Origin of the sequence: Xanthomonas sp. D-99 (genome assembly GCF_017746145.1) — a bacterium.
GTDB classification, from domain to species: Bacteria; Pseudomonadota; Gammaproteobacteria; order Xanthomonadales; family Xanthomonadaceae; genus Xanthomonas; species Xanthomonas cissicola.
This window is the reverse complement of the sequence record NZ_JAGHWU010000033.1, coordinates 82,856-108,168: the sequence shown is the minus strand read 5'-3', so window position 1 is coordinate 108,168 and position 25,313 is coordinate 82,856. Positions and strand designations below refer to the sequence as shown.

Genomic DNA, 25,313 nt, shown 5'->3' with positions numbered 1-25,313 from the left:
ACACCATGCAACGACGTCAATTTCTGCTTGCCTCTGCAGCCGCTGCAAGCGTGCCGTGGGCCGGTCGTCTGTTCGCTGCGCCACGCGATAGCGCACGCATGCTGGTGGTGTTTCTGCGTGGCGGCTACGACAGCAATAATCTGCTGGTGCCGCATGGCAGCGATTTTTATTACCAGTCGCGGCCGAGCCTGGCGATTGCGCGGCCTGATCCGGCCAATCCAAACAGTGCTGTCGCGCTGAACGCGCAGTGGGGTCTCAACCCGGTGGTGCGCGAGACGCTGCTGCCACTGTGGGAACGCAAGCAAGTGGCCTTCGTGCCGTTTGCCGGCACCGACGACCTGTCGCGCAGTCACTTCGAAACCCAGGACGATATCGAATCCGGCCAGGCCGGCACGCACCGCGATTACCGCTCCGGGTTCATGGCGCGCCTGTCGGGGGTGCTCAGTGGCGTGCCAGCCATCGCGTTCACTGATTCGTTGCCGCTGACGTTCCAGGGCGGTGGCGATTTACCCAATGTGTCGTTGCGGAGTATCGGCAAAGGCGGGCTGGATGCGCGGCAGGCACAGATCCTGTCGCAGATGTACGACAGCACGCCGCTGGCGGCCGCTGCGCGCGAGGGCTTGGCGCTGCGTCAGCAGGTCACCGCGCAGCTGCGCGAAGAGATGGAGCAGGCCGGCCGTGGCGCCGCCAGCGCACGCACCTTCGCCGATGAAACCCGGCGCATGGCCACCTTGATGCGCGAGCGGTATCGCCTGGGCTTCGTCGATGTCGGTGGCTGGGACACGCATGCCAACCAGGGCAGCGTGGAAGGTGGCCTGGCCAACAACCTGCGCAATCTCGGCGAAGGGCTGGCTGCCTATGCCGATGCGTTGGGCCCGGCCTGGAACGACACCGTGGTGGTCGTCATCTCCGAATTCGGCCGCACCTTCCGCGAAAATGGCAGCAAGGGCACCGATCACGGGCACGGCACCACGTATTGGGTACTGGGAGGTGGCGTGCGCGGTGGTCGCATCGCTGGCGAACAGGTGGCGGTCCAACAGGCGCAGCTGCTGCAGAATCGCGATTACCCGGTACTCAACAATTACCGCAGCCTGTTCGGCGGGATGCTCAGCCGTCTGTGGGGGCTGTCGCCAGCGCAGTTGGAGCGGGTGTTCCCAGGTGCCAAGCCACGCGATCTTGGATTGGTGTGAGTGTGCATGGCGAGCGATCGCAACGTGCGTGGTATCGACAGCCGGCGTGTGTCGATCCCGCGGCGTCTGCTTCGGGCGATGGCTGCAGGTTGCCTCTGCCGACGGCGATCACGCACGCCGCTCCGCGACGCGGCACATCAACGTTGCACTGAATCTGCAAACGGTGAGCGCCCGTAAAACCGTTCCAGGTGCAGGGCGACCTGCGGCATCGTGCGCAAAAGCACGTGCGGTGCGGAGAAGTGATATTCGCTGACCACTGCGAAGAATTCCTCCGGGGCTTCGGCGGCATACGGATCGATCTCGGTGTCTTGACCCGCATCGACGCGTTGGCAAAACAGATCGTAGGCATGCTGGAAATCGCGTGCCCAGGCGCGTTGCGCATCGCGTGGCAGGGGCGGCGTGCCGTCGAGCGCGCCATCCAGTGCATCGAGCTTGTGCGCCATCTCATGCACGATCACGTTGAAGCCTGCCTGCGGGTCGTCCAGGTCGGCTTGCACATCGGCCCAGCTGACGATCAACGGACCTTGCTCCCAGGCTTCGCCGATCAGGGTGTCGTCCCAGGCATGCATCACCCCGGCCGCATCCATGTGGGTGCGCTGCACGCGGAACGCATCCGGATACACGATCAGCTGCGACCAGCCGCGCCAGCCGGCGGCGCCGATTTCCAGCAGCGGCAGGCAGCAGGTCGCGGCAAGCACAAGCTGATCGTTCGCTTGCAGCTGCAGCCCGTCAACGGGCGAAATGGTCTTTTGCTGCAGGAACTGCGCGGTCAATGCACGCAGACGGTGCTGGCGGGGCGGATCGAGCGCGGCGACCCAGGCGCAACTGCCGCACAGCCGCTGCCACAGCGCATCAGCAATGTCGGGGGGCGGCCGGCGCAGCCAGCGCGTCAACCACTGGATCAGCGGAACATGCCCGGCAGGAAACTGTGCCAGCGCGGCATCGTGCGCATGCGCGGGAACAACGAATCGCCATCGCTGCCGCCGCCGGTGGACGGCGTGGCTTTGTGCGGGCTGTTGCGTGCCGGCGCCGCCTCGGGCGCCGGTGTTCTGCCGCGTGCTGCCGAGTTGGTGCTGATGCAGCTGTCATGATCGCCGTCGATCAGCTGGTCCGATGCCAGGGCGGCAAGCGGAGCCAACAACAGCAGCAGGCAAACCGTGATTCGGCGCATCGTCCACATCCAGGGCAAGCGGCGTGAGTCGCCGATCATAACGCGCTTTTCACTCCCTCACGCAAGCCGCGCTGGGCGCCCGGGAGGGCTTGGCGCATACTTTGGCGGATGGATTCGGGGACTTTGCGCGCAATGCACTGTGAGATGAAAGGCGCCGGTGGCCGTCGGTACGGCGCAGGCGCTGCGGGAGATGGGTCTGGCGCGCGCGTTGGTCAGCCGCAGGGCGCATGCTCGGTGCTGTCGGTCGCAGAGCCGACCGCACGCCTGGTCTGGCCCGTCGATGCTGCGCCACGCGCGTTGCCCCGGCGGCACACCGGCTACGCAGCACAGGCATTGCTTGCGGATGCTGCAGACCGCGCCGTCGCCACGTCACGCCGCATCGCCCGCCGCAGCCGTGGATGACCGTGCATTGCTGGCCAAACTTGCCGGTGGCCGGCTGTCTGGCGATGCGTTGGCGCGCGATGCCGGGCTGACCCGCGCGGCGGTGTGGAAGCGCATCCAGAATCTGCGAGCGGCCGGCGTCGACATCGAGGGGCGGGCTGGCGACGGGTACCGCCTGGCCACGCCGTTGGATCTGCTGGACGCGACGCGCATCCGTGCCGGCATGGCATCCGGTGCGGCAGCTGGGCTGACAGCACTGGATGTGGCCTGGACGCTGGAATCCACCAACACCACCTTGCTGGCGCAGCCGGCGCCCGAACAGGGCGTGGCGGTGCTGCTGGCGGAGCGCCAGACCGGCGGCCGCGGCCGGCGCGGCCGTCAATGGACTTCGCCGCTGGGCGCGCACATTTATCTGTCGGCGTCGCGCCGTTTCAATGGCGGGCTGGGCCAACTCGCGGGCCTGAGCTTGGCTGTGGGTGTGGCAGTGGCCGAAGCCTTGCGCGGTTGCGGGTTCGCCGATGTCGGGCTGAAGTGGCCCAACGATCTGCTGGCGCGGCAGCGCAAGCTGGGCGGCCTGTTGATCGAAGGCGGCGGCGAGATGGCCGGCAACGCGCGTGCAGTGATCGGGCTGGGCTTGAACGTACACATGCCGGCGACCGCAGCGGCCAGCATCGACCAGCCGTGGGTCGACCTGGATACCCTGGCTGGCAGCCCGGTGTCGCGCGACCGGGTGACGGCAGCGGTGCTGTCCGGGATGCTGCCGGCACTGGACCTGTTCGAGGCGCAGGGGCTGGCGCCGTTTCTGGGACGCTATGCAGACCTGGATGTCTTGAGCGGGCGAGCGGTGCAGGTCGAAGAAGCCGGCAACCGACAGACTGGAGTCGCGCTCGGCCTGGCGGCCGATGGTGCGTTGCGGGTGCAAGTGGGCGAGACGGTGCGCCTGTTCCACTCCGGAGAAGTGAGCGTGAGACCTGCATGAGCGAGTGGTTGTTCGACCTGGGAAATTCGCGCTTCAAGTACGCGCCGCTGCACGGCAACCGTGCCGGCCAGGTGCAGGCATGGGCGCATGGCGCCGAGGCGATGGACGCGGCGGCGCTGGCGGCGCTGCCGTCCGGGCGTATTGCGTATGTCGCCAGCGTGGCCGCGCCGGCATTGACGCAACGCATGATCGCCTGCCTGCAGGAGCGCTTTGCGCAGGTGCGCATCGTGCGAACCACCGCCGAATGCGCCGGCATCCGCATCGCCTATGCCGACCCGAGCCGCTTCGGCGTGGATCGCTTTCTGGCGTTGCTGGGTGCGCGTGGCGACGCGCCGGTGCTGGTAGCCGGCGTGGGCACCGCATTGACCATCGACGTGCTCGGCGCCGATGGCCTGCATCACGGCGGCCGCATCGCCGCCTCGCCCACCACCATGCGCGAAGCACTGCATGCGCGCGCGGTGCAACTGCCGGCCAGCGGCGGCGATTACGTCGAGCTTGCCATCGACACCGACGATGCCTTGACCTCCGGCTGCGATGGCGCGGCGGTGGCGCTGATCGAGCGCAGCCTGCAGCACGCCCAACGCAGCCTGGGCGTTCCGGTACGGCTGCTGGTGCATGGCGGTGGCGCGCCGCCGTTGCTGCCGCTGCTGCCCGATGCCACGTTCCGCGCCGCCCTGGTACTGGACGGTCTGGCGACGTGGGCGACCGCCGCGTCGTCGCCGTAGAATCGGGGCATGTATGTCCGTGCGCTCATCGTCGTTTTGATCGTCCTCAACGCCGGGGTGGCGTTGTGGTGGGCCTTGCAGCCGCCACCGGCACCACCGTCGGCGCCGCCGCAGCCGACCGGTGTGGCGCGGCTGGAGTTGCTGCCAACGGTGACCGGTGCTGGCGGGGCTGTGCTGCCGGCTGCAGCGCGTACGGGATCGGGGTCTGCAGCAGAGAGTGCGTCGACGGCGCCATCGACATCGACAGCATCTGGGCCTGCTCCATGCCCACGCCAACCCCGCAGGCAGTTGCCGGTCCCTCCACGCCCACGTCTGCAGCGCCGACATCGGCCACCACTGCTGCAGCGGAAGCGCCGCGCGGTGCATCGGAAGCGGCGGCGAACGCTGCTGCGACACCAGCCAATGGCGTCGCCGCGACGGCTGCACAAGCATCGCCCACGCCATCCCCGCCTGCCGCAGAGCGCTGCGCCAGCCTGGGACCCTTTGCGGCACGCGCCGATGCCGATGCCGCGCTGGCACGCGTGCGTGGGCAGGCCAGTCGCGCCAGCGTGCGCGAGGACAAGGACGCCGGCATCAGCACGTTTCGGGTGATGTTGCCCAATGTGGGCGATCGCGCGGCTGCGCAGGCCTTGGTCAAGCGCATTGCCGCGGCCGGGATGGGCGACTACTACGTGATCGCGCAGGGCGAGGACAACACCGTGGCGCTGGGCCAGTACCAGAGCCGCGAGCGCGCCGAGCGGCGCCAGGCCAGCCTGGTCGGCGCAGGATTCCCGGCGCAACTGGTGCCCAGCGGCAACGGGCAATCGCGGTGGTGGATCGATGTCCGCACCAGTGCGGCCACCAGTGCCCTGCAAGGGGCTGCCGGCGCCACGCGTCAGCGTTCGCTAGATTGCGCCGCGCTGCGCTAGAATGCGCACCGGCGCGCAACGCGCCTGCCTTCGCCGGCATAGCTCAGTTGGTAGAGCAACCGCCTTGTAAGCGGTAGGTCCCCAGTTCGAATCCGGGTGTCGGCACCATCTTCGATCCATGCATCGTGACAATCACGGTCGACGTTGCTGCAGCTCGAGCACGCGATGCGGCGTGGGATCCTTGCATCAACTCGTTGCCGAGCACGATGGCGCGTTGCTTGCCGCCATCTGTCCCAACAGACGGTAACGTGCTCAGCGTTGTGTGAGCGGGCGTATGGGTCGCACTCCGGTTCCGAGCGCGCTATCCACGCTCGCCTGAAGGCTGCTCGCGTCGTTTTGGTAGCCGCTTCAAGTGGCTCGCACCATGTCACGTCATCGCGCGATGTTGATCGCGCGATGCGAGGTGCAGCATTCAGGCCGGGCGGCCGGCCGAGAGCAGTTCCAGCGCGGCCTTGCCGGTGTCTGTGTGTGCTGCATCGCCGCTCAGTCGGTCGGCCAACGCGGCCACGATGATGGCGTGGGCCTGGCGCAGCACGCTGTCGGCATCGGCGCTGGCGTCCACCACGTGTTTGCCGGGTAATTCCAGCGCGGCAAAAATCGTGCGGCAGCGTTCCAGGTTGTCCTGGGTTTCGAAGTGGTTTGGCGCATCGCCGCGGGCGCGGATACGGGCCAGGCCGGTGGGCGGGGGCAGGTCGAGCAGCAGCAGGACGTCCGGGCGCGGCGCGAAGGCGTTGCGCTCCAGGAGTTCGTCCAGCGGTAGACCGGCCGCGCCCTGGTAGGCCACCATCGATGGGAAATAGCGGTCCAGGATGACGATGTCGCCACGTGCCAGCGCGGGCGCGATCAACGTGTCCACGTGCTCGTGGCGGTCGCGGATGAGCAGTTCGGCTTCTTCCTCTGCACTCAGGCGGCCGGTGGCGGCGGACTGGCGCAATTGGGTGCCCCAGGGGCCGTTGGTGGGCTCCTTGCTCAGCACGACGCGCGCGCCGGCCGCTTCCAGTGTGGTGACCAGGCGGCGGGCGAGGGTGGTCTTGCCGGCGCCGTCGATGCCTTCGATGGCGATCAGCAAGCCGCCGGGCTTCAGTTCGATTGTCATCGCGCTACTTTATCTGATCGTGGCGATGGACCCTACCGCCAGCAGCAATGGCGAGCATGCAGTCTTCGCGACACCCGCGCTGGCGAAAATCAGCCGCAGGACATGTGGGATACGCGACGATGCAGTGCGAGCGCTGCCGTGACGTGCCTGGCGGGGCGCGGCGGCAACGCGACGGGGTGAAGCCGAAAGATCTGAGGCGCGCCGGGGCGGATATTGCCTAACTCTTATCGCCGGTATGTCCTGCGCGATGTCGGAAATGTCCCGATATCCCGGCTTCTGGCCGCGGGCCATACTGAACAAGTCAGACACACTGCACACGCACATCGCGACTGAGTCGTGTTTTTGGCTTCAAGGAAGACGGACGCGTCGCCGCCACCCTAGAGGCGGCATCCCCCGCGTGACGCCCTCTCAGGCACCGTCGTGACCAGATTCCTTGTCTTGCCTGCCGTGCCCAGCGCCCGCGCCAGGCGCGCTTTCGATCAGCTGGTCGCCGAGGTGTAGCGGTAGGACAGCAGCGACTTCACCAGGAAGGTGATCTGGGTGGCCGAGCGCGCATCCACGCGCATGACCGGCACGCGGAAGCCTTCGGCCACCAGGGCCTCACGAAAGGGCGGCACCAGGAAATCCTCGACTTCATCGGTCATGGTGATGCCCACCGCCAGGCTGGCCTCGGGTGCGATCTGCGAAAACTCGCGCAACAACTCCAGCGTGGCTGTGAGCATCTGCGGGTCGCGTGCGTTGGTCAGCACGATCACACCCAGCGCACCGTCGCACACCAGCGGCCACATGAAATCCAGGTATTTCTGGCCTGGCACACCGTAGACGTGCAGCAGTTCGCCGTCTTCCAGCTCGATCGAGCTGTAGTCCAGCGCGACGGTGGTGTAGGTCTTGTCGCCGTACGCGTCCTGGCTGAGCGGCATTTCGGTGCTGACCGGCTCCACATCGGAGATGGAGCGCACTGCGGTGGTCTTGCCGGCGCCCATGCCGCCGACGAACACCAGCTTGTTGGCTGGAAGACTCATGACTGCCCCTGGAAGAGGGAAAGGCCGAACCGACGTGCGACCCAGGAAAAGAACCGCGTGTTGCCGCCGTCTGGGCGACGCTGCGTTGCAGGCACGGGAATCTCCGCAGTCTGGGCGAGGCCGCTGGCAAGTGCAGCGGCGAACAGGCATTCCACCGTTTGCAGCGGCAGCTTGCAAGCATTGGCCAGCGCCTGCGGGCGCCAGGGGCGTGCATGCAGGTGGGCAATGGCCAGCAACTGGGCTGGCGAACTGGTTTCTGCAGTTAGCTCCGGCCACTGACGCAATTGCAGCGCATGGCCGGGTTCCACTGCCGGCAGCGCCTGGCGCAGATGCTCGGGCAGGGCGAAAAACAGCGCTTCGAAGGAAATACGTTGAGGTAACGCGGTCGCGGCGAGGTCGGGCACGACGTGCCAGCCCGAGCGGTCCAGCGCGGCGATCACCTCCGCCAGCGCCACGCCAGCCGGCAACTGCACGCAACCATTGCTCGGGTCCACACGCACGTGCAACTGCCCATGCTGCAGCGTCACTGCGCCGGCACCGAATTCGCCGCGGCAATGCCGCAGCAGCAATGCCGGCTCCGCGACCGGGGTGGCGTGCGGCGAGGACAACAGCAGGCGCATGTGTTCGTTGAGTTCGCGCACGGTGGCGCCGTGCTTGATCCACGCGCCGGCCATGGGCGTGCGCGACACCACCAGCACACGCACCGGTTGCCCCTGCAACGCCTGCCAGGCGGCCAAGCCATCGGCGCTGTCCAGGCCCAGTACCACCACATCGGCTGCGTGCTGCGGCCATTGGCCCAACTGCACGTCGATGCGTTCGGCGAGCAGCAGCGAGCACGCCAGCTTCAGGCGTGTGGTGTGCAGCAGGTCCAGGCCGGCCGTGGCGACCCGCATGGCGTGGATGGGTGTGGTCATGAGCTGGCGCGGTCGCGGCGCATTGGATTACGAGATGCCTGCCGGTCTGCACCGGCAGGCTGGGTCAGGCGATGCGCTGGCACCGCGCTGTCGGCATCAACCGAAATCGAGAGTCTTTTCGAACGCCTTGAGCTCGTGACGGGCCATGGCCAGGTTGGCCTTGGCGCGGTCCAGCACCACATACAGGAACAGCGTGCTGTTGCTTTCCAGTGGGCGCAGCAGATGGTACTGGCGTGCAAGGGTGATCAGGATGTCTTCGATGGTGTCGTTCAGGCCGAGCTGCTCGGCGATACGGCGCTTGGCACGCACCACTTCGGTATTGCCGGCCGCCGCCAATTCCAGGTTGAGCTCGGCACCGCCGGTCATGCCCAGCGCCATGCCGCTGTCGCTATCGACCAGCGCCGCGCCGACGAAGCCGGCCAGCGAATGCAGGTGTTCCAGATTGAGTTTTGACACGTGTGGTCCTTACAAACGATGAGGAATGGGTGCCTTGCGGCATGCACAAACAGTGCCAAGTGCTCAGCCTTGCGGCGGGGTCAACACGGAGGCGAGGCGGCCGGCGCAATCGCGGGCATTGAACAACAGCGCAGCGGCATTGATGTCGCCACTGCCCACTGCGGTGAGCGTCAGCGGCTTGTCGGCGCGGATGCGGATCAGCACCAGTTGCCCGGCACGCGTGCTGATGGTCGCGTAATCGGCCTCTTTCAGGCTGGATTCGCGCGCCAGGGTCTCGCCCAGGGTCAGGAACGAATTGGCCATCGCGGCAAGCCGGCGACTGTCCACCTCCAGACTGGAACGCTCGGTAATGGCACGCCCGTCTGCAGTGGAGAGCATCAACAGGCGGATGCCCGGCTCACGTTCGATGGTCTGCGCAAATTCGTGACCGATGCGCTGCAGATCGTAGAAATGCAATGCCCGCGGGACTTCGCCTACGGCAGCCTTGACGACCTGGTTGACGGCGTTGTGCGGCATGAAACTCCCCCTGTTGCGTGATGGCCCGAGCGCGTACGTGCGTGGTGTGCCGCGCCGGGCGGCGCACCATACCACCCGGATCCGAGCAGGCTGTCACGCCCGCCCGTGATGCTTAACTGGGCGGTCAGACAGGCAGAATCGGCAAAGTCCGGTGCGCCACAAAGTGCCCTGGCACGTCACGATAGCGGCGCGACGAGGCAGATCTAAACCCCGCGTTTGCTCGCACTGTTCAGTACCGGCGACATGCGTGCTGCGCTGCCGCGCGTCACTGTGCGGGCGGGCAACTAGACTGCACGGCCTTATCGTTACTGGAGCAACGCATGGCAACGCAGTACGTGCCGGTTTCCCTGATTGGCGTACCCACCGACATCGGCGCGGGCCATCGCGGTGCGCGCATGGGGCCGGAGGCGCTACGCATCGCCGGCCTGCAGGAGGCGCTGGTCGGCCGCGGCGTGGAGGTGCGCGATCTGGGCAATCTGGATGGTCCGCGCAATCCCTGGCAGGCGCCGCAGGCAGGCTACCGGCATCTGGACGAAGTGGTGGCGTGGAACCAGGCGCTGATGGACGCCAGCTACGCCGAACTGCGTGCCGGGCGCATGCCGATCATGCTCGGTGGCGACCATTGCCTGGGCATCGGCGCGATCACGGCGGTGACCAAGTACTGCCGTGAGCAGGGCAGGCCGTTGCGGGTGCTGTGGCTGGATGCGCATTCGGATTTCAACACCAGCGAGGTGACCCCTTCGGGCAACGTGCACGGCATGCCGGTGGCCTGCCTGTGCGGGCTGGGCCCCGAGGCGCTGACGCACCTGGGCGGCAGTGCGCCGGCGTTGTTGCCCGAGCAGGTGCGGCAGATCGGCATCCGTTCGGTGGACCCGGAGGAGAAGCGGCTGATCAAGCAGCACCGCATCGATGTGTACGACATGCGCTACATCGACGAAGCCGGGATGAAGCGCACCATGGAAGCGGCATTGCAGGGCATGAGCGCCGATACGCACCTGCACGTGAGTTTCGACGTGGATTTCCTCGACCCCAGCATCGCGCCGGGCGTGGGCACCACCGTGCCCGGTGGCCCCAACTACCGCGAGGCGCAACTGGTGATGGAGATGATTGCCGACACCGGGCGCATGGGGTCGTTGGATATCGTCGAACTCAACCCGGTGCTGGACAACCGTAACGCGACCGCCGAGCTGGCGGTGGATCTGGTCGAAAGCCTGTTCGGAAAGTCGACGCTGATGCGGGATTGATGCCGTACCGAGCGCACCGCGACGCGTTCACATCAAATCCACGGCCGCGCAGTCAGATTTGGCGCCAAGCCAGGTGAGCTGGCACCGTATTGAACGAGGACGAGCGATGAAGCGACTGCTGACACTGATGGTGCTGGGCCTGTTTTCGGCCGGCGTGATGACGGGCTGCAACACCGTGGCCGGCGCCGGCAAGGACATGCAGGGTGCGGGCAACAAGGTCGAGAAAACGGCCGAAAAATGCAGCGACGGTAAGTGCTGATCCGTCACATCGCGTGGTCTTGTTGAATTGATCGATCTGCGGCAACGCGCCGCTTTACCCATGAGGAGTGTGTTATGAAGCGTGCAATTGTGCTGCTGGTGCTGTCGATGTTGTCGGTGGGAATGCTGGCGGGTTGCAACACCGTCGCAGGTGCCGGCAAGGACGTGCAGGGCGCTGGCGAGAAGGTGGAAGACGCAGCGCGTAAGTAATCCGACGCCGCATGCGAACAAACGGGCCGCAAGGCCCGTTTTTTGTGCGCGCTGACGTGGAAGGCGCGGCGCGACACGGCACGGCATGTGAGTGAGACCAGCGACGGGAGTGGGCAACGGTTCAGTGCGGTGATCAGCGGTTTGACACCTTTTGATCCAGTGCCAACGCCCGCGTGGGCACGCTGGCGCCACGGTCAATCGCGACCGCACCAGCGGAGTCATCGCATGAACACTGACATCATTTCCGGTAAGTGGACCCAGTTGAAGGGCAAGGCCCAGGCCAAGTGGGGCGATCTTACCGACGACGATTTCAAGGTTGCCGAAGGCAATGCCGAATATCTGCAGGGCAAGCTCCAGGAACGCTACGGCTGGGATCGCGACCGCGCCCAGACGGAAGTGCGCGCGTTCGAAAAGTCGCTGCGCGACGACACCTGACGACGGTGTGCCATTCTGCCGCCGATCGAGGCGAGCAACTTGCAGACGACGGGCCGCCTGATGCGGCCCGTTCTGCGTTGAAGCGTCGAGCCGACTCCCCGGCGCGCCTGCGGCAGTGGCAAAAGTGCGGAACCGCTAAACTTGGGGGCTATCCCACCCTGGCATGACGTAGATGACCACCCGTGTCCTTACCGGCATCACCACCTCCGGCACCCCGCATCTGGGCAACTACGTCGGTGCAATCCGCCCGGCCATCCAGGCCAGTGCAGGCGCCGATGCGGAGAGCTTCTATTTCCTGGCCGATCTGCATAGCCTGATCAAGGCACAGGACCCGGCACGCACGCAGCGTTCGACGCTGGAAATCGCCGCCACCTGGCTGGCCTGCGGCCTGGATCCGGACAAGGTGTGGTTCTACCGGCAGTCCGATGTGCCCGAGACCACCGAGTTGATGTGGTTGCTGACCTGCGTGGCCGGCAAGGGCATCCTCAATCGCGCGCATGCCTACAAGGCGGCGGTGGACAAGAACCGCGCCGATGGCGAGGACGAGGATGCCGGGGTTACCGCAGGCTTGTTCATGTATCCGGTGCTGATGGCGGCCGATATCTTGATCTTCAACGCGCACCGGGTGCCGGTGGGGCGCGACCAGATCCAGCACATCGAAATGGCACGCGATTTCGCGCAGCGTTTCAATCATGTCTACGGGCGCGACTTTTTCACCTTACCCGAAGCGGTGATCGACGAGCAGGTGTCCACCTTGCCGGGCCTGGATGGCCGCAAGATGAGCAAGAGCTATGGCAATACCATTCCACTGTTCGCACCGCGCGAGGAATTGCGCAAGCTGGTGTTTTCCATCCTTACCGATTCGCGCGCCCCGGGCCAAGCGAAGGACACGCAGGGGTCGGCGTTGTTTCAGCTGTATCAGGCATTTGCCACGCCGCAGGAATCTGCCGCCTTTGCGCAGGCGTTTGCAGACGGCATCGGTTGGGGCGATGCCAAGCAGCAATTGTTCGAGCGGATCGATCAAGAGATTGCGCCGCTGCGTACGCGCTACGAGGCGTTGATGGCAGAGCCAGCCAAGATCGAAGCGATTCTTCGCGCCGGCGGCGCGCGTCTGCGCGCGCGCTACGCCACCCCGCTGCTGGCGGAGTTGCGCAACGCGGTGGGCCTGCGCGATCTGTCCAGCCAGGCCGCCACCGCGGCGGTGCAGGCCAGCGAAAAGATCGCACTGCCGATGTTCAAGCAATATCGTGAAAGCGATGGCCAGTTCTACTTCAAGTTGAACGATGGCGCGGGTGCATTGCTGCTGCAGAGCGATGGCTTCGCTTCGCCACGCGATGCCGGACAGGTGATCGCGCGGCTGAAACAGGCCGCGCAGGCCAGCGATTTGCAGCTGCCGGGCGTGCATGCGCAAGTGGATGTCGACGTGATTCTTGCTGCGATGGACGCCTTGCGCGAGGCGTGACCTGCGCTGCGCAGCAGGCGTAGAGGTGGATGATTGCGGTGCGTAAGGTCGTGCCTGTTGCGACATGCACGACAGCGACGCCAGGCTTGGGCCTACACTGCATTTCCTACAGCTGCTGCGGGGTGCGAATGACAGCGACAGCCGAGTTCAACATCCACACCATCGATACCGGCTTTGGTGGCGTGCAATTCGATGCGGCGTATCTGGTCGTCGAAGCGCAGCGGGCTGCCCTGATCGATTGCGGTACCTCGCTGTCGGTACCGCAGATGCTGGCCGCCGTGCGGGCGGCCGGGTTGTCGCCAGCGCAGGTGGAGTGGTTGATCCTGACCCATGTGCATCTGGATCATGCCGGCGGGGCAGGGGCGTTGTTGCGGCATTTGCCTCATGCGCAGGTGCTGGTGCATCCGCGCGGTGCGCCGCACCTGGTCGACCCTGCGCGGCTGATTGCCGGTGCCACCGCGGTGTATGGCGAGGCGGACATGGCGCGCAACTACGGCATCATCGAGCCGGTGCCGGCCGAGCGTGTGGTCGCGGCGGGTGAGGGTCATACCGTGATGCTGGGCGAGCGCGTGCTGCGCACCATCGAGACGCCTGGACATGCGCGCCATCATCTATGCGTGTGGGATGCGCGCAGCCGCAGCTGGTTCACCGGCGACACATTCGGCCTGTCGTATCGCCAATTGGACAGCGCGCGCGGCGCTTTCATCCTGCCGACGTCTTCGCCTGTGCAGTTCGAACCCGAAGCCATGCTGCAGTCGATCGCGCGCCTGATGGACGCCGCACCGCAGGCGATGTATCTGACCCATTACGGCCGTGTCACCTCGCCAGAACCGTTGGCGCAGGCGCTGGGCGAGCAGATTCATGCGATGACCGACATTGCGCTGGGCTGCGCGCAGCGACCGGACAGACATCGCTGCATGGTGGCGGCATTGACCGCGTTGTACCTGGAGCGCGCACGCCAGCATGGATGTCGGTTGGACGATGCCGCCGTGGAGCGACTGCTGGCAACAGATATCGAGCTCAACGCGCAAGGTCTGGGCTGTTGGCTGGATCGTGCGGTGCGTACGCGTTAGTGCGCGTGGAACTGCTAGCAAGCTCTCTCAAGCGTTTTAGCGATTGGTGGCGTTGTTTGAACGCCGGGCCGTTAGAGCGCGCGGTGTCCTCACCGCTTGCGGGACACGCCGTGACCCATCCATGGGGCTCGGTGGCGACGTCCATGCCCGCAAGCGGCGAGGGCACCGCGCCAGACAGTGCGTCGGTGACCTTCTTCAAAGCTCTACGGTCCTCGGCTTGCATTGGGAAGTTCATAGAGCGCGCCACCTCGAAGGTGCCGCGATGTCCGGCAAGAGCCTTGCAGCCAAACCGCAGATCATTCGCTCTTGGAGTGGCTAACGAAACATGGCGAGTCGTCGTCAGGTGGGTGTGGACGGCGCGCTCAGAGCCGCAGCGGATGCATGGTGCATGCCGATTCCGAGCACGGGCCGCGCCCGCCTGGCGGCTGCGCAGTGGTGGTGCTAGCCCCTCTTGCCATGCGCGCAGTCGCTGCGACCGAACGCAATTTCGCATCGTGGCGCTCCGGCGTTGGCTGCACGCTTGTAAACTATGTGTCATCTACCGTTGCAAGGCCTCACCGTGAATCCGATGCGCATCCTGCTGTTGTCTGCCTGCCTGTTTGTGGGAGGTGTGGCGCAGGCCGCCAACGATCTGCCGGGCGGCGGCATCGATGCCGAGGCATTGTCGCGGCATGTGCGCCTGCTGGCGTCGGACGCATTTGAAGGCCGCGCGCCGGCCAGCGCCGGTGAGCAGCGTACGGTCGATTACCTAGTGGAACAGTTCAAGACGGCCGGCCTGGAGCCAGGTGGCGAGCAGGGCGGCTGGACCCAGGCCGTGCCGCTGGTGCGCGCGCAGGTGGATGGCCCGGTGCGCGCAAGCCTGCGCGTCGGCGGCAAGACGCGGGCGCTGGTCAATGGCAGCGATGTGACCCTGCAAAGCCTGCGCCCGCAGCAGGCGGTCGCGTTGAAGAACGCGCCACTGGTCTTCGTCGGTTACGGGATCAGTGCGCCAGAGCGCCAATGGGACGACTACAAGGGCGTGGACCTGGGCGGCAAGATTGCGGTGGTGCTGATCAACGATGCCGATTTCGAATCGCCGCAGCCGGGCGCGTTCGACGGCAAGGCCGTGACCTATTACGGCCGTTGGACCTACAAATATGAAGAGGCCGCGCGGCGCGGTGCGGCCGGGGTGTTGATCGTGCATGAGACAGCGCCGGCGGCGTATGGCTGGGGCACGGTGCAGAGTTCGGGCATGTCGCCGTTGTTCGACATCGAGCGCAGCGATGCCGATGCCCGCGCGCAGCACGTGCCGGTGCGCGGCTGGATGCAGCGTCCACTGGCGGTGTCGTTGTTCAAGCAGGCCGGCCTGGATTTCGAACAGGCCAAGGCACGTGCGCAGCAGCGCGGCTTCGCGCCTGTGGCGCTGGGCGATGCGACGTTGTCGGTGGATTTCAAGCTCAGGCGCGAGCGTGTGGTCACGCATAACGTGGTGGCCAAGCTCACCGGCAGCCAGCATCCGGATGAGACGGTGATCTTCTCCGCGCATTGGGATGCCTTCGGGATCGGCAAGGCCGATGCCAGTGGCGATACGATTCGACGCGGCGCCGTGGACAACGCCACCGGCGTGGCCAGCGTGCTGGAACTGGCGCGCGTGTTCGCAGCCGGCCCCAAGCCGCAGCGCACGTTGTATTTCATTGCCTTGACTGCCGAAGAAAAGGGCCTGCTCGGCGCCAACTACTACGCCGCGCATCCGCTGGCACCGTTGGACAAGACCGTGGCCGTGCTCAACATGGAAATGTTCAGCCCCGATGGTCCGACCCGCGACATCGCCTCGTGGGGACGTGGGCGGGTGTCGCTGGAAGGCGACCTGGAAACCGCCGCCAAGGCGCGTGGTCGCAGCTATTCGCCGGACCCGAATCTGGAAGCAGGCTTCTTCTACCGCGCCGATCATTTTGCGTTCGCGCGCATGGGTGTGCCGGCGATCACCGCCGGCCCCGGCCTGGACATGCTCGACGGCGGCGTCGCGGCAGGCAAGGCACTGCGCGATAAGTATTTCGCCGACTGCTATCACCAGCCGTGTGATCGCTGGACCCCGCAATGGGATGCCAGCGGCCATGCCGCCGACACTACGCTGGTCTACGACGTGGGCGTGGCGCTGGCCAACGGCCGGCAGTGGCCGAGCTGGCAGGATGGCTCGGAATTCAAGGCGATCCGTGCCAAGAGCGAGGCGGTGCGCAAGTAAGCGCGTAGCGGTGAGAGGGCAGTGCGCCCTCGACAAAGCAGCGAAGAATGGCTGATGAAACGACTGCGCTCGCCGCAAGGTAGGCGCAGCCGGCGCACGATGCGGCATGCACACGCATACGCTGCGGCTCCTGTGTTCCGTCGATGCCTGCCGGCGACTGCTCGTTACGGCTTGGTCGCCGCTCCAACTCCAAATGCCCGGCGTTGTGAGTGATGCCAAGCATTGAGCGGCTGCCGATAGACGTGCGCTACGGCTTGCCGGCGCTGCGTCACTTGCCGCTAGCGGCACGCTTGCTTCTGGCACCTCCGCCACACGGATAGCGTTTGGCCAGCGCCTCGATGATCAAGTCGGGCGCGGCGTCGTCCTGGCGTGCGTCGGGCAGCGCGCCGATGTCGGCGATGATCGCCTGCAGATCCGGCGTGCCTGCCTTGCCTGCCGGCATGCACCACTGTGTGCGGTAGCTGGCACTGGCAACGCCGAGCAGATAGGCGCCAGCGCGGCTGGCCGAGACAAGGACCTTGAACTCGCGTTGCTCCGGCGCGGTGATTTCCGGCGCCAATGATCCGTCCAGCCCCGCATCGATCAGCTTGCTCCCGCTGAGCTCCCAAGGCTCGGGGGCGCGTGCTAGTGCCGTGGTGGAAACTATGGTCAGGGCGGCGGCGGCTGCCAGCCAGGTAAGGCGACGCTGCATATGCATTCTCGGATGCGGGCTGGTGTGCACCATAGCGCGTTAGGCGGCTGCCGGCTGCCGGCCGTGTGCGACGTAGGCGTGCGCATGTGCTCTAGAATTGAAGCTTCCGCTGCACTCCTTGGCCCTGTTCCGATGTCTTCCTCTCACGATGCTGCCGCGCCTGCGCGCAGCGGGTTGGTCGTTCTCGCCTTGTTGCTGGTCTACGTGGTGTGGGGCTCGACCTATCTGGCGATCCGATTCGCGCTGGAAGGTGGCGCGCAGCCGCTGACGATGGTGTCCGGCGCACGTTTCATCGTTGCCGGCAGCGTGCTCTACAGCGTGTTGCGCTGGCGCGGTGTGGCGGCGCCAACGCGTGCGCAGTGGAAGAACGTGGCGCTGATGGGCGCGGCGTTGCTGCTGCTCGGCAACGGCATGGTGGTGCTGGCCGAGCGCAGCGTGTCGTCGGGGCTGGCCGCGACCGCGGTGGCCTCGGTGCCGTTGTGGATGGCGTTGTTTGGCGCCTTGCGCGGGCAGCATGCCAGCGGCGGCGAATGGCTGGGCATCGTGATCGGCTTTCTGGGCGTGGTGTGGCTCAACGCCGGCAGCAGCCTGACCGCGACGCCGGGTGGCCTGGTGTTGTTGCTGATCGCACCGATCGGCTGGGCATTCGGCTCGGTGTGGTCGCGCGGCCGCGATCTGCCTTCGCCATTCATGACCGCCGCCGGGCAGATGCTGTGCGGCGGCGTGCTGCTGGTCAGTACCGGCCTGTTGATCGGCGAGCGCCCGCAGGTGTGGCCGAGTCCGCAAGGGCTGCTGGCGGTGGCGTACCTGTGCGTGTTCGGCTCGATCGTGGCGTTCACCGCCTACGTGTGGCTGCTGCATCACGTGCGCCCTGCGCTTGCCGGTAGCTACGCCTACGTCAACCCGGTGATTGCGGTCAGCCTGGGTGCCTGGCTCGGGCACGAGCGCTTCAGCGCGCATGACATCGGTGCGATGGCGGTGATCCTGGCCGGCGTGCTGGTGGTCACCTTCGCCAAGGCGCGGCGATGAGCGCGGTGTCGTCGCAGGACGCGCGCCGCGGATTGTTGATCACCGCCTCCACCTTCGTGCTGTGGGGGCTGGTGCCGGTGTACTGGCATCTGCTCAAGGCGGTGCCGTCGCTGCAGATCATCGCTCACCGCATCGTGTGGAGCACGGTGCTGGTGGTGGCCTGGCTGCTGGCGAGCTCGGGCCTGCGCTGGTGGCGCAGCATCGCCGCGCAGCCCCGCGCGCTGCGCATGCTGGCCGGCAGCAGCGTGGCGATCGCCTTCAATTGGGGCCTGTACATCTGGGCGATCAATGCCGGGCATGTGATCGAGGCCAGCCTGGGGTACTTCATCAACCCGCTGCTGAGCGTCTTGCTGGGCGTGCTGGTGTTGAAAGAGCGCCTGCGGCGCATCCAGTGGGTGGCGGTGGCCTGCGCGGCAGCGGGCGTGCTGTGGCTGACCATCGATGCCGGCGCGCCGCCGTGGATTGCCTTGGGGCTGGCGGTGTCCTTCGGTATCTACGGGCTGCTGCGCAAATTGGTGGCGGTGGATGCGGTGGCCGGGCTGGGCGTGGAAAGCGTGTATCTGTTCGTGCCGGCGTTGTTGCTGGCGGCGTGGGGCGAGCAGGGCCATGGCGGCGCCTTCCTGAGCGGCTGGAGCCTGCGGACCGATGCGATGCTGATCTTCGGCGGCGTGGTGACGGCGCTGCCGTTGATCGGTTTCGCCTACGGCGTGCGACGCATTCCGCTGTCGTTGGTGGGCATCCTGCAATACATTGCGCCGAGCCTGCAGTTGCTGCTGGGCGTGTGGTTCTTCCACGAGCCGTTCGACCAGGGGCGCGCGATTGGCTTCGCCGCAATCTGGGTGGGTTTGCTGTTGTTTGTCGGCGACAGCGTGGTGCGTGCGCGGCAGCCGGCGGTGACGCGCTGAGTCAGCGCCACCGCACGCAGTGCGTATGGCATTCATCGGTGCGATTACTTCGCGTCAGCGTGCCGTAATTGCCGCGCTCAACTGCGCGGTGGTGCTAACGGGCTGGCCACTGCCAGCGTGGACGCGGGCAGCGCCTGCGGTGCAGGGCAATGGCTGGGGTCTTGTTGCACCTGCGCCAGCCATTGATCGATGGGCCCGCCGAGCAAGTCCAGCCGTAGTGGCAGGCTCAAATGGTTTTCGCCAGGCAGTTCGAGGTAATGCGCACGCGCGCTGGCCAGGGCCAATGCACGGCCATGCGCCACTGGAATGTGCTGATCGGCATCGCCGTGCAACAGCAGCACGCAGCTGCGCGTGTCGGCCAGGGCGTGCGCAACATCGACACGGTCCAGGTCCAGCTTGAGCTGGGTGTCGGCTGCTGCAATCACCGCGTCGATATTCTGGTCGGCATAGCGCCAGCGTGCATACGCCGCCACCGCCCGCCCATGCCACCCGTGCGGCTGGCTGGAGAGCAGGTGCGGCACCATGTCGCGGATGCCGCGCCCGGCATTGGCGAAGGATTCCATCGCCACCACGCCGGTCACGCGCGGACCGAGTTTGTCGGCGGTAAACAGCGCGGTGGCCGCACCGTAGGAAATACCGAACAGATACAGCGGTCCGCGGATTTCGCCGCGCGGCTGCAGGGCGTCGAGCACATCGATGACGTCGTCGGACTCGCGCGTGCCGTAGCCGGATGGCCCGCCGCCAGAATGGCCATGGTTGCGCAGGTCGATGGTGACCACGCGGTAGCCGGCCTGCGCAAGCTGCAGCGACCAGGGCAGCAGCGAGTCGCCATCCATCATCCAGCCGTGCAGCAGCACCACCGTGCCGCGCGGCGCTGGCGGCTTGGCAGTCGGTGCCTTGAAACTGAAATCCACGTCCAGCGCATGCGCCGGGTCGGCGCGCTGCCCCATGTAGCGGTAGTGCATGGCATACCGACCCGGGTCGATCGCACGCCAGAAGATCGGCACGCCATCGCGCGTCACCACATGGCCGCTGCGGTTGGGCACCGTGGCGATGGTGGCGGCGATGCGTTCTTCGTCCAGCAGCGGCGAGGTGCCACCGGGCGCAACCAGGCGCTCGCTGAGCGAGGTCGAAGAAGAGGAGCAGCCGGCCAGCCACAGGCAGGCGCAGACCAGCACAAGCAGGCGCGTCATGGCGATCGATCGATGGAGCAAACAGCCGAGTAGACTACGGCCTGCCCGGCCCGCGCATCTACCGCACTGCGGTGACAAAACCATGACAGCCTGCAATGCGTTCAGACGCAGCCGCCGTGCGCTTTGCCGCGGCGGTCGCCATCCAACTTCCCATTCCCCATTCCCGGCGGGCCAAGGCCCGCCTACACCTCACGCAACGCCGTGGTAAACGGCAGACGCGCGGCACGCAGCGCGGGAAACAGCCCGCCCACCAGGCCGATGCCCAGCGCCCATTTCAGCCCGCTCCATAGCAGCTCCGGCGAGACCTTGAACTGGAACACCACCTGGCTGAAGTTGCTGCCCAGCGTGGAGACGGTGTAGCCGTTGAACGCTGCCCAGGCGATCGCCCCGCCCAGCAGCCCGCCCAGCAATGCCAGCAGCATGGTTTCCAGCATCAGCGCCATGATCACCGGCGTGCCACGGAAGCCGATCGCACGCATGGTGGCGATCTCGCGCGCGCGCGTGGCCACCGCCGCATACATCGTGTTGAGCGCGCCGAATACCGCGCCCACTGCCATGATCGCCCCGATCACCGTGCCCAGGATGTTGATCAACTTGTTCAAGCCGCCGCCCTGTTTGCTGTAGTAGGCGCGGGTGGTTTCCACATCCAGCTTGAGCCGCGGATCGGCGGCCATGGCGGTCTTGAACGCGCTGAAGCCCGCCTTGCCGTTGGTGCGCACGCTGATCGACTGATAGGCGCTCCGGTTGTAGGTGGTGGCCAGCGTCTGCGCGTCGGTCCACAGCTCCGAATCGTGCGCATCGCCGGAGGCGAACACGCCCACCACGGTCCATTGCTGGCTGCCAAGCGTGAGCGTCTTGCCCAGCTCCAATCCGCGGAACTGGTTCAACGCGCCCTTGCCCACCACCATTTCGCGCAGGCCGGTGTTGAAGTGGCGGCCTTGCACGATCTTGACCTTGTCATGCACGGCCCAGGCCTGTTCGCCCACGCCACGCAGTTGTGCGTTGACGTCGGTGCCGTCGGAGCGGGAGGCGATGTTCACCACTTGCGAGAGTTCCGGCGACAGCATCGGGCGGCCGTTGGCATCTACGGTGATGCCGGGCAGGCTGCCGATCAGCGGCACCAGGTCGCGGGTGATCACCGAGTTGGTCTCCGCCTGCGAACCGCCGCGCAGGACAATCGCGGTGGTCTCGTCGCCGGTGCTGTTGAGCGTGGCCTGGAAGCCTTGGCCCATCGCCAGCATTGCCACCAGCACGCCGACCACGCCGGCGATGCCGACCACGATCACCGAGCTGGACCCCCAGCGCTGCGGCAACGTGGCGATGCCGATGCGTGCGGCAGCCAGCGAGAGCCGCCCGCTGCGTGTGGCCACCAGCCACACCGCCAGCAATCCACCGATCGGCAGCAGCACCAACCACGGCAATGCGATCCAGGCAGCCAGCCCGATTGCCAGCAGCACGACCGACAGCGCGTTGATCCCACGATCTTTCCATTTGCGTTGCATGTGCATGCTCCTGTCAGCGGCCGGCGAGTGCATCGACGATCTTCAAGCGCTGCGCGCGTAATGCCGGCAGCACACCTACCACGATGCCGATGCCGGCCATCAGCCCGAAGGCGACCAACCAGGTCTGCAGCGGCACGCTCTGGGTCGGCATCAGGCCACCGCTGCGCGCGGCGACCGCGGGGATCACCAGCGCCGCCAGCCCCATGCCGATCAAACCGCCCAGGCCGATCAGCAACATCGACTCCACCATCACCAGGCCCAGCACGGTGCGGTCCTGAAAGCCCAGCGTCTTGAGCGTGGCCAGCTCCGGAATCCGCTCGCGCACGGCCTGCGCCATGGTGTTGCCGGTCAGCAGCAGCAAGGTGAAGAACACCGCGGCCATGATCGAGGTGACGATCAGGCCGATATCGGCGAACTGTTTGACGAAGGCCTGCTGAAACGCCGACTCGGTCTGCGACTTGGTTTCATGGTCGGAGTTGGCCGACAACGCATCGATGGCCTGCGCCACGCGCGATGCCTGGTCGGCATTGCGCAGCGTCACCGTGTACCAGCTCACCCTGCTTTTGATGTAGTCGTTGGACTCGTCGAAGTACTTCCAGTTCATCATCAACTGGCGTTCCTGATTGGCGGCCACCGTGCGGTCTTTCATGCGGAAGATGCCGACCAGTTGCAGCGGCCAGTCGTTGCTGCCGCCGCGCGGAAAGATGGTGGCCTGCAGCGGGATGGTGTCGCCGATCTTCCAGCCATTTTCTTTGGCCAGGCTTTCGCCAACGATCGCGCCGGTGCGTGTGCTCTGGAAGGCCTTGAGCTGATCCTTCGGCAACTGATATTCGCTGTACACATCGAAGAAATTGGGCGCCACCGAAAAATTCGGGAAGAAGTTCTTCGGGTCGCGGTAGATGCCACCGAACCACATTGCCGAGGTCACATCGCGCACGCCCGGCACGCTGCGGATCTGGTTTTCCAGATTGATCGGCAACGATTGGGTGATCGACAGGCGCGATGCCACCACCAGCCGGTCCACGCCGCTGACGCTGCCGCCGGAGGTGAAGGCCACGCGCACCGAATCGAGCATGCCGAACAATAAAAACGCCGCGACCACCGAGAGCAAGGTCAGCAAGGTGCGTGTCTTGCTGCGGAACAATTGCGCCCATACCAGCGAGAGATACTTCATGGCAGCGCTCCCTTACAGTGCAAGCGGCGCGTCGGCCAGCTCGCCCTTGTCCAGATGGATGGTGTGGGTGGCGTATTCGGCGGCCTTGGGGTCGTGGGTGACCATCACGATGGTCTTGCCGTGTTCGCGGTTGAGCTCCTGCAGCAGGCGCAGGATTTCTTCGGCGTTGTGGCGGTCCAGATCGCCGGTGGGCTCGTCGCAGATCAGGAAGGTGGGATCCGAGACGATTGCGCGCGCAATCGCCACGCGTTGCTGCTGCCCGCCAGACAATTCGCTGGGCTTGTGGTTGCGGCGCTCCTGCAGGCCGACCAGGGTCAATGCAATCTCGGCATTGCGCTTGCGTTGGGCGGCATTGAGCGAGGTGAGCAGCAACGGCAGCTCCACGTTCTTCTGCGCGGTGAGCATCGGCATCAGGTTGTAGAACTGGAACACGAAACCGACGTGGTGACTGCGCCAGGTCGCCAGCTGACCGCCGCTCATGCGGTCGATGCGCTCGCCTTCGATCTCGATCTCGCCCCCGCTGGGGTTGTCCAGCCCGCCGATCAGGTTGAGCAAGGTGGTCTTGCCCGACCCGGACGGGCCCATCAACGCAACGAAGTCGCCGCTGGCAATTTCCAGATCGATGCCGTGCAGCACCTGCACCTGCTCGGGGCCGCGTTGGTAGGTCTTGGTGATGTTGCGCAAACTGACGAGAGCGGACATGGCAACTCCTGGCGGTGCGATGGAAGAGATGAAGCAGTGCGCAGAGCGACTGCGGATGTGATGCGGCACTGCAGTAACACGGCGAGCTGAAATGCGATGAAGCGATCTGGCGAGTGCAGGCAAGGCATCGACTGCTGTGGCGACCCATGTACGGCGCACATTGCCGATGCCTGAAACGTGCGTGCGACGACACTGGCTGAAAATGTTGACGGACATCGCGACTGCAGATGCGCAAGCACACAGTCGCTACCGCGTGACTGGATTTCAACCGCGTCTGTCGCAGCGCGGCGCAGGCGCCTGCACCACGGCCGTTTCCATCAACGCGCTGTTCCGTGCCCGCTGAGCGGTTGCTGCGTGCGCTGTATTTGGTTGTGCGTTACTCGGTCGCGTTCGGCTCTGCTTCGGTCACCTTGTCGCCATCCTTCAAGGCTTGCGGCGGATTCAGTACCACGCTGTCGCCCGCAGCCAGGCCGGAGAGCACCTGCCTGTCTTCGCCCATCACCCCGGTGGTGACGGCATGCGCGCTGACGGTGTTGTGCTCATCGACCACGAACGCGACCGTGCGCGTGTCGCGCTCCACCAATGCGGCGGCCGGGACGCGCACGCCTTGCGGCCTGGCTGCCTGCTGCGGTTTGGCCTGCTCCAGAAAGCTGACCCGCACACCCATTTCCGGCACGATGCGCGGGTCCTTGACCTTGAGCGCCACGCGCACCTTCACCGTGGCCTTGCCGCGGTCTGCGGTGGGGATGATGGCGATGACCTCGCCTGGGATCTTCCATTCCGGGTAGGCATTGAGCGCCGCTTCCACCGGCATCTTGGGTTGCACGCGGCCGATGTAGGACTCACCCACTTCCACCTCGATTTCCAGCGATTCCATGTCCACGATGGTGCCGATACCGGTGCGAGTGAAGCCGCCGCCGGCCGACAACGGCGAGACGATTTCGCCCGGCTGCGCTGCCTTGGCCGTCACTACGCCGGCAAACGGCGCGCGCACCACATTGAAGTCCGAACGGATACCGGCAATGGCCAGCTGGTCGGAGGCGACCTGCACGTTGCGCTGGGCGTTCTGCAGCTGCGCGCGCAAGGCATCGCGCTGCGCAATGGCCTGATCGTATTGCGAGCGCGACACCAGCTGCGCACCCACCAACGATTGCAGGCGCGTGGCATCGGCATTGGCCACCGCCAGTTGCGCCTGCATGTTGTCGACCTGGCTGCGTGCGGCCGACAACTGCGAGGCCGACAAGCTACGCTGCGCATCGGCATCGAGCGGGTCGAGCGTGGCCATCACCTGGCCTTGTTCGACGCGCATGCCTTCCTCGATCATCACCTCGCGCACCTTGCCGGTGACCTGCGCCGACACCGTGGCCATGCGTCGTGCCACCACATAGCCGGAGGCGTCCAGCACCGATGCGCTGCTGCTGCCGGCGCTGATCGCCACCACCGGCGCGGTCTGCACCTTCACCACCGGGCGGCGCGTGAACCACCACGCGGCGGCGGCCAGCACGATGACGACGATCACTGCGGCGAGGATCCAGCCGGTACGGCGGACGGGCGGCGGCGTGGCGGGGCGCTGGCGGTCGATGCGGAGTTGCTTGAGCAGATCGGCGGAAGTGTTCATCGATGACCAGGACGGAAGGCTGCGCGAAATGTGACGGTCTGCGGGCGACGCCGCAAGCTGCCGGAAGTCACCAACTGCGCTGGGGCGACGAACGGTCGATGCGCCGATGCGCCGATGCCACCGCCAGATGGTGCGCAGCATGCGGTCAGCGCGGCGCGCTCACCAGTGACAGCTGTCATCTGCACACCATGACACCGGCGACTAGTGCGCCAATGCGGCGGGCGTCCATGCTGGTGGC

Annotated in this window: 25 protein-coding genes, 1 tRNA gene, 1 other RNA gene and 1 pseudogene; 14 read left to right on the top strand and 14 right to left on the bottom strand. The window is 66.1% G+C overall.

The annotated features are described in order from the left end of the window. Positions 1 to 5 precede the first annotated feature (5 nt). Positions 6 to 1,190 (top strand): DUF1501 domain-containing protein, encoded by a 1,185-nt coding sequence (locus tag J7360_RS13245; protein WP_057660654.1) that lies wholly within the window; start codon positions 6 to 8, stop codon positions 1,188 to 1,190. A 137-nt stretch (positions 1,191 to 1,327) separates the two neighbouring features. Here J7360_RS13245 and J7360_RS13240 read toward each other — a convergent pair whose 3' ends face one another. Both J7360_RS13240 and J7360_RS13235 read right to left on the bottom strand, forming a co-directional pair. After that, complete coding sequence (locus J7360_RS13240) at positions 1,328 to 2,083, bottom strand: M90 family metallopeptidase (protein WP_057660651.1); 756 nt, start codon at positions 2,081 to 2,083, stop codon at positions 1,328 to 1,330. Positions 2,084 to 2,091: 8 nt separating this feature from the next. Next, a complete protein-coding gene (locus tag J7360_RS13235) occupies positions 2,092 to 2,400 on the bottom strand; it encodes a hypothetical protein (protein ID WP_033484865.1) in 309 nt (102 codons plus the stop codon). A gap of 304 nt (positions 2,401 to 2,704) precedes the next feature. Here J7360_RS13235 and birA point away from each other — a divergent pair, with 304 nt between their 5' ends. The 4 genes and pseudogenes from birA (at position 2,705) to J7360_RS13215 (ending at position 5,462) form a co-directional block, all read left to right on the top strand. Next, positions 2,705 to 3,721, top strand: coding sequence for a bifunctional biotin--[acetyl-CoA-carboxylase] ligase/biotin operon repressor BirA (gene birA / locus J7360_RS13230; RefSeq protein WP_057660648.1), 1,017 nt, complete (start codon positions 2,705 to 2,707; stop codon positions 3,719 to 3,721). Next, on the top strand, positions 3,718 to 4,446 hold the full coding sequence (locus tag J7360_RS13225) for a type III pantothenate kinase (RefSeq protein ID WP_007966936.1): 729 nt from the start codon (positions 3,718 to 3,720) through the stop codon (positions 4,444 to 4,446). The genes birA and J7360_RS13225 overlap by 4 nt, the downstream gene beginning before the upstream one ends. A 9-nt stretch (positions 4,447 to 4,455) precedes the next feature. Further along, positions 4,456 to 5,354, top strand: a pseudogene (locus J7360_RS13220) (SPOR domain-containing protein). Between the two features lie 32 nt (positions 5,355 to 5,386). After that, a tRNA-Thr gene (locus J7360_RS13215) sits at positions 5,387 to 5,462 on the top strand. Positions 5,463 to 5,766: 304 nt separating this feature from the next. Here J7360_RS13215 and tmk read toward each other — a convergent pair. The 5 genes from tmk to J7360_RS13190 form a co-directional block, all read right to left on the bottom strand. Further along, positions 5,767 to 6,450 (bottom strand): dTMP kinase, encoded by a 684-nt coding sequence (gene tmk, locus J7360_RS13210; protein ID WP_057660646.1) that lies wholly within the window; start codon positions 6,448 to 6,450, stop codon positions 5,767 to 5,769. A gap of 479 nt (positions 6,451 to 6,929) precedes the next feature. Further along, the gene (locus J7360_RS13205; RefSeq protein ID WP_003486615.1) at positions 6,930 to 7,472 is read right to left on the bottom strand and encodes a GTPase; all 543 of its coding nucleotides are present in this window, start codon (positions 7,470 to 7,472) and stop codon (positions 6,930 to 6,932) included. After that, entirely contained in the window at positions 7,469 to 8,386 is a 918-nt protein-coding gene (locus J7360_RS13200) for a hypothetical protein (RefSeq protein ID WP_057660643.1), read from the bottom strand. The genes J7360_RS13205 and J7360_RS13200 overlap by 4 nt, the downstream gene beginning before the upstream one ends. A 96-nt stretch (positions 8,387 to 8,482) precedes the next feature. Further along, complete coding sequence (locus J7360_RS13195; RefSeq protein ID WP_003486613.1) at positions 8,483 to 8,842, bottom strand: hypothetical protein; 360 nt, start codon at positions 8,840 to 8,842, stop codon at positions 8,483 to 8,485. A 63-nt stretch (positions 8,843 to 8,905) separates the two neighbouring features. Further along, positions 8,906 to 9,358, bottom strand: a complete 453-nt coding sequence (locus J7360_RS13190) for a roadblock/LC7 domain-containing protein (protein ID WP_007974175.1) — start codon at positions 9,356 to 9,358, stop codon at positions 8,906 to 8,908. A 320-nt stretch (positions 9,359 to 9,678) separates the two neighbouring features. Between J7360_RS13190 and rocF the strand changes: the two genes are divergently transcribed. The 6 genes from rocF to J7360_RS13160 all read left to right on the top strand — a co-directional run bounded on the left by rocF (position 9,679) and on the right by J7360_RS13160 (position 14,040). Continuing rightward, positions 9,679 to 10,602 carry an arginase gene (gene rocF, locus J7360_RS13185; protein ID WP_057660636.1) on the top strand — a complete coding sequence of 308 codons (924 nt, stop codon included), beginning with the start codon at positions 9,679 to 9,681 and terminating at the stop codon, positions 10,600 to 10,602. A 106-nt stretch (positions 10,603 to 10,708) separates the two neighbouring features. Then, positions 10,709 to 10,861 (top strand): entericidin A/B family lipoprotein, encoded by a 153-nt coding sequence (locus tag J7360_RS13180; RefSeq protein WP_003486606.1) that lies wholly within the window; start codon positions 10,709 to 10,711, stop codon positions 10,859 to 10,861. Between the two features lie 74 nt (positions 10,862 to 10,935). Beyond that, the gene (locus J7360_RS13175) at positions 10,936 to 11,070 is read left to right on the top strand and encodes an entericidin A/B family lipoprotein (RefSeq protein WP_005914328.1); all 135 of its coding nucleotides are present in this window, start codon (positions 10,936 to 10,938) and stop codon (positions 11,068 to 11,070) included. Positions 11,071 to 11,295: 225 nt separating this feature from the next. Beyond that, on the top strand, positions 11,296 to 11,505 hold the full coding sequence (locus J7360_RS13170; RefSeq protein WP_016904514.1) for a CsbD family protein: 210 nt from the start codon (positions 11,296 to 11,298) through the stop codon (positions 11,503 to 11,505). A gap of 172 nt (positions 11,506 to 11,677) precedes the next feature. After that, complete coding sequence (locus J7360_RS13165) at positions 11,678 to 12,967, top strand: tryptophan--tRNA ligase (protein WP_007966942.1); 1,290 nt, start codon at positions 11,678 to 11,680, stop codon at positions 12,965 to 12,967. Positions 12,968 to 12,996: 29 nt separating this feature from the next. Next, positions 12,997 to 14,040 (top strand): MBL fold metallo-hydrolase, encoded by a 1,044-nt coding sequence (locus J7360_RS13160; protein WP_057660635.1) that lies wholly within the window; start codon positions 12,997 to 12,999, stop codon positions 14,038 to 14,040. Positions 14,041 to 14,353: 313 nt separating this feature from the next. On the opposite strand, the gene J7360_RS13155 is transcribed toward J7360_RS13160, so the two are convergent. Further along, positions 14,354 to 14,430, bottom strand: a non-coding RNA gene (locus J7360_RS13155) — sX9 sRNA. Positions 14,431 to 14,569: 139 nt separating this feature from the next. On the opposite strand from J7360_RS13155, the gene J7360_RS13150 reads away from it, so the two are divergent. Continuing rightward, positions 14,570 to 16,261, top strand: a complete 1,692-nt coding sequence (locus J7360_RS13150) for a M28 family metallopeptidase (protein WP_209034028.1) — start codon at positions 14,570 to 14,572, stop codon at positions 16,259 to 16,261. Positions 16,262 to 16,529: 268 nt separating this feature from the next. On the opposite strand, the gene J7360_RS13145 is transcribed toward J7360_RS13150, so the two are convergent. Continuing rightward, entirely contained in the window at positions 16,530 to 16,985 is a 456-nt protein-coding gene (locus tag J7360_RS13145; protein WP_022560225.1) for a Rap1a/Tai family immunity protein, read from the bottom strand. A 51-nt stretch (positions 16,986 to 17,036) separates the two neighbouring features. On the opposite strand from J7360_RS13145, the gene yedA reads away from it, so the two are divergent. Both yedA and rarD read left to right on the top strand, forming a co-directional pair. After that, on the top strand, positions 17,037 to 17,981 hold the full coding sequence (gene yedA, locus J7360_RS13140; protein ID WP_173361951.1) for a drug/metabolite exporter YedA: 945 nt from the start codon (positions 17,037 to 17,039) through the stop codon (positions 17,979 to 17,981). After that, complete coding sequence (rarD, locus tag J7360_RS13135; protein WP_007966951.1) at positions 17,978 to 18,886, top strand: EamA family transporter RarD; 909 nt, start codon at positions 17,978 to 17,980, stop codon at positions 18,884 to 18,886. Before yedA ends, rarD begins: the two co-directional genes overlap by 4 nt. 77 nt (positions 18,887 to 18,963) lie before the next feature. On the opposite strand, the gene J7360_RS13130 is transcribed toward rarD, so the two are convergent. The 5 genes from J7360_RS13130 to J7360_RS13110 all read right to left on the bottom strand — a co-directional run bounded on the left by J7360_RS13130 (position 18,964) and on the right by J7360_RS13110 (position 25,075). Next, a complete protein-coding gene (locus J7360_RS13130; RefSeq protein WP_057660633.1) occupies positions 18,964 to 20,079 on the bottom strand; it encodes an alpha/beta fold hydrolase in 1,116 nt (371 codons plus the stop codon). Between the two features lie 182 nt (positions 20,080 to 20,261). Beyond that, the gene (locus tag J7360_RS13125; protein WP_209034026.1) at positions 20,262 to 21,587 is read right to left on the bottom strand and encodes an ABC transporter permease; all 1,326 of its coding nucleotides are present in this window, start codon (positions 21,585 to 21,587) and stop codon (positions 20,262 to 20,264) included. Positions 21,588 to 21,594: 7 nt separating this feature from the next. Further along, positions 21,595 to 22,755: an ABC transporter permease gene (locus tag J7360_RS13120; protein ID WP_057660627.1), complete on the bottom strand. Its 1,161-nt coding sequence runs from the start codon at positions 22,753 to 22,755 to the stop codon at positions 21,595 to 21,597. Between the two features lie 12 nt (positions 22,756 to 22,767). Then, positions 22,768 to 23,457: an ABC transporter ATP-binding protein gene (locus J7360_RS13115; RefSeq protein WP_005914341.1), complete on the bottom strand. Its 690-nt coding sequence runs from the start codon at positions 23,455 to 23,457 to the stop codon at positions 22,768 to 22,770. A gap of 376 nt (positions 23,458 to 23,833) precedes the next feature. Next, positions 23,834 to 25,075 carry an efflux RND transporter periplasmic adaptor subunit gene (locus J7360_RS13110; RefSeq protein ID WP_209034024.1) on the bottom strand — a complete coding sequence of 414 codons (1,242 nt, stop codon included), beginning with the start codon at positions 25,073 to 25,075 and terminating at the stop codon, positions 23,834 to 23,836. Positions 25,076 to 25,313 lie beyond the last annotated feature (238 nt).

Bases quoted from the DNA above. Each gene is read 5' to 3' on its own strand.
- J7360_RS13245 (WP_057660654.1), top strand. From the start codon at position 6: ATGCAACGACGTCAATTTCTGCTTGCCTCTGCAGCCGCTGCAAGCGTG.
- J7360_RS13235 (WP_033484865.1), bottom strand. From the start codon at position 2,400: ATGATCGGCGACTCACGCCGCTTGCCCTGGATGTGGACGATGCGCCGA.
- birA (WP_057660648.1), top strand. From the start codon at position 2,705: ATGCTGCAGACCGCGCCGTCGCCACGTCACGCCGCATCGCCCGCCGCA.
- J7360_RS13225 (WP_007966936.1), top strand. From the start codon at position 3,718: ATGAGCGAGTGGTTGTTCGACCTGGGAAATTCGCGCTTCAAGTACGCG.
- tmk (WP_057660646.1), bottom strand. From the start codon at position 6,450: ATGACAATCGAACTGAAGCCCGGCGGCTTGCTGATCGCCATCGAAGGC.
- J7360_RS13205 (WP_003486615.1), bottom strand. From the start codon at position 7,472: ATGAGTCTTCCAGCCAACAAGCTGGTGTTCGTCGGCGGCATGGGCGCC.
- J7360_RS13200 (WP_057660643.1), bottom strand. From the start codon at position 8,386: ATGACCACACCCATCCACGCCATGCGGGTCGCCACGGCCGGCCTGGAC.
- J7360_RS13190 (WP_007974175.1), bottom strand. From the start codon at position 9,358: ATGCCGCACAACGCCGTCAACCAGGTCGTCAAGGCTGCCGTAGGCGAA.
- rocF (WP_057660636.1), top strand. From the start codon at position 9,679: ATGGCAACGCAGTACGTGCCGGTTTCCCTGATTGGCGTACCCACCGAC.
- J7360_RS13180 (WP_003486606.1), top strand. From the start codon at position 10,709: ATGAAGCGACTGCTGACACTGATGGTGCTGGGCCTGTTTTCGGCCGGC.
- J7360_RS13175 (WP_005914328.1), top strand. From the start codon at position 10,936: ATGAAGCGTGCAATTGTGCTGCTGGTGCTGTCGATGTTGTCGGTGGGA.
- J7360_RS13170 (WP_016904514.1), top strand. From the start codon at position 11,296: ATGAACACTGACATCATTTCCGGTAAGTGGACCCAGTTGAAGGGCAAG.
- J7360_RS13165 (WP_007966942.1), top strand. From the start codon at position 11,678: ATGACCACCCGTGTCCTTACCGGCATCACCACCTCCGGCACCCCGCAT.
- J7360_RS13160 (WP_057660635.1), top strand. From the start codon at position 12,997: ATGATTGCGGTGCGTAAGGTCGTGCCTGTTGCGACATGCACGACAGCG.
- J7360_RS13150 (WP_209034028.1), top strand. From the start codon at position 14,570: ATGTGTCATCTACCGTTGCAAGGCCTCACCGTGAATCCGATGCGCATC.
- J7360_RS13145 (WP_022560225.1), bottom strand. From the start codon at position 16,985: ATGGTGCACACCAGCCCGCATCCGAGAATGCATATGCAGCGTCGCCTT.
- yedA (WP_173361951.1), top strand. From the start codon at position 17,037: ATGTGCTCTAGAATTGAAGCTTCCGCTGCACTCCTTGGCCCTGTTCCG.
- rarD (WP_007966951.1), top strand. From the start codon at position 17,978: ATGAGCGCGGTGTCGTCGCAGGACGCGCGCCGCGGATTGTTGATCACC.
- J7360_RS13130 (WP_057660633.1), bottom strand. From the start codon at position 20,079: ATGACGCGCCTGCTTGTGCTGGTCTGCGCCTGCCTGTGGCTGGCCGGC.
- J7360_RS13125 (WP_209034026.1), bottom strand. From the start codon at position 21,587: ATGCACATGCAACGCAAATGGAAAGATCGTGGGATCAACGCGCTGTCG.
- J7360_RS13120 (WP_057660627.1), bottom strand. From the start codon at position 22,755: ATGAAGTATCTCTCGCTGGTATGGGCGCAATTGTTCCGCAGCAAGACA.
- J7360_RS13115 (WP_005914341.1), bottom strand. From the start codon at position 23,457: ATGTCCGCTCTCGTCAGTTTGCGCAACATCACCAAGACCTACCAACGC.
- J7360_RS13110 (WP_209034024.1), bottom strand. From the start codon at position 25,075: ATGAACACTTCCGCCGATCTGCTCAAGCAACTCCGCATCGACCGCCAG.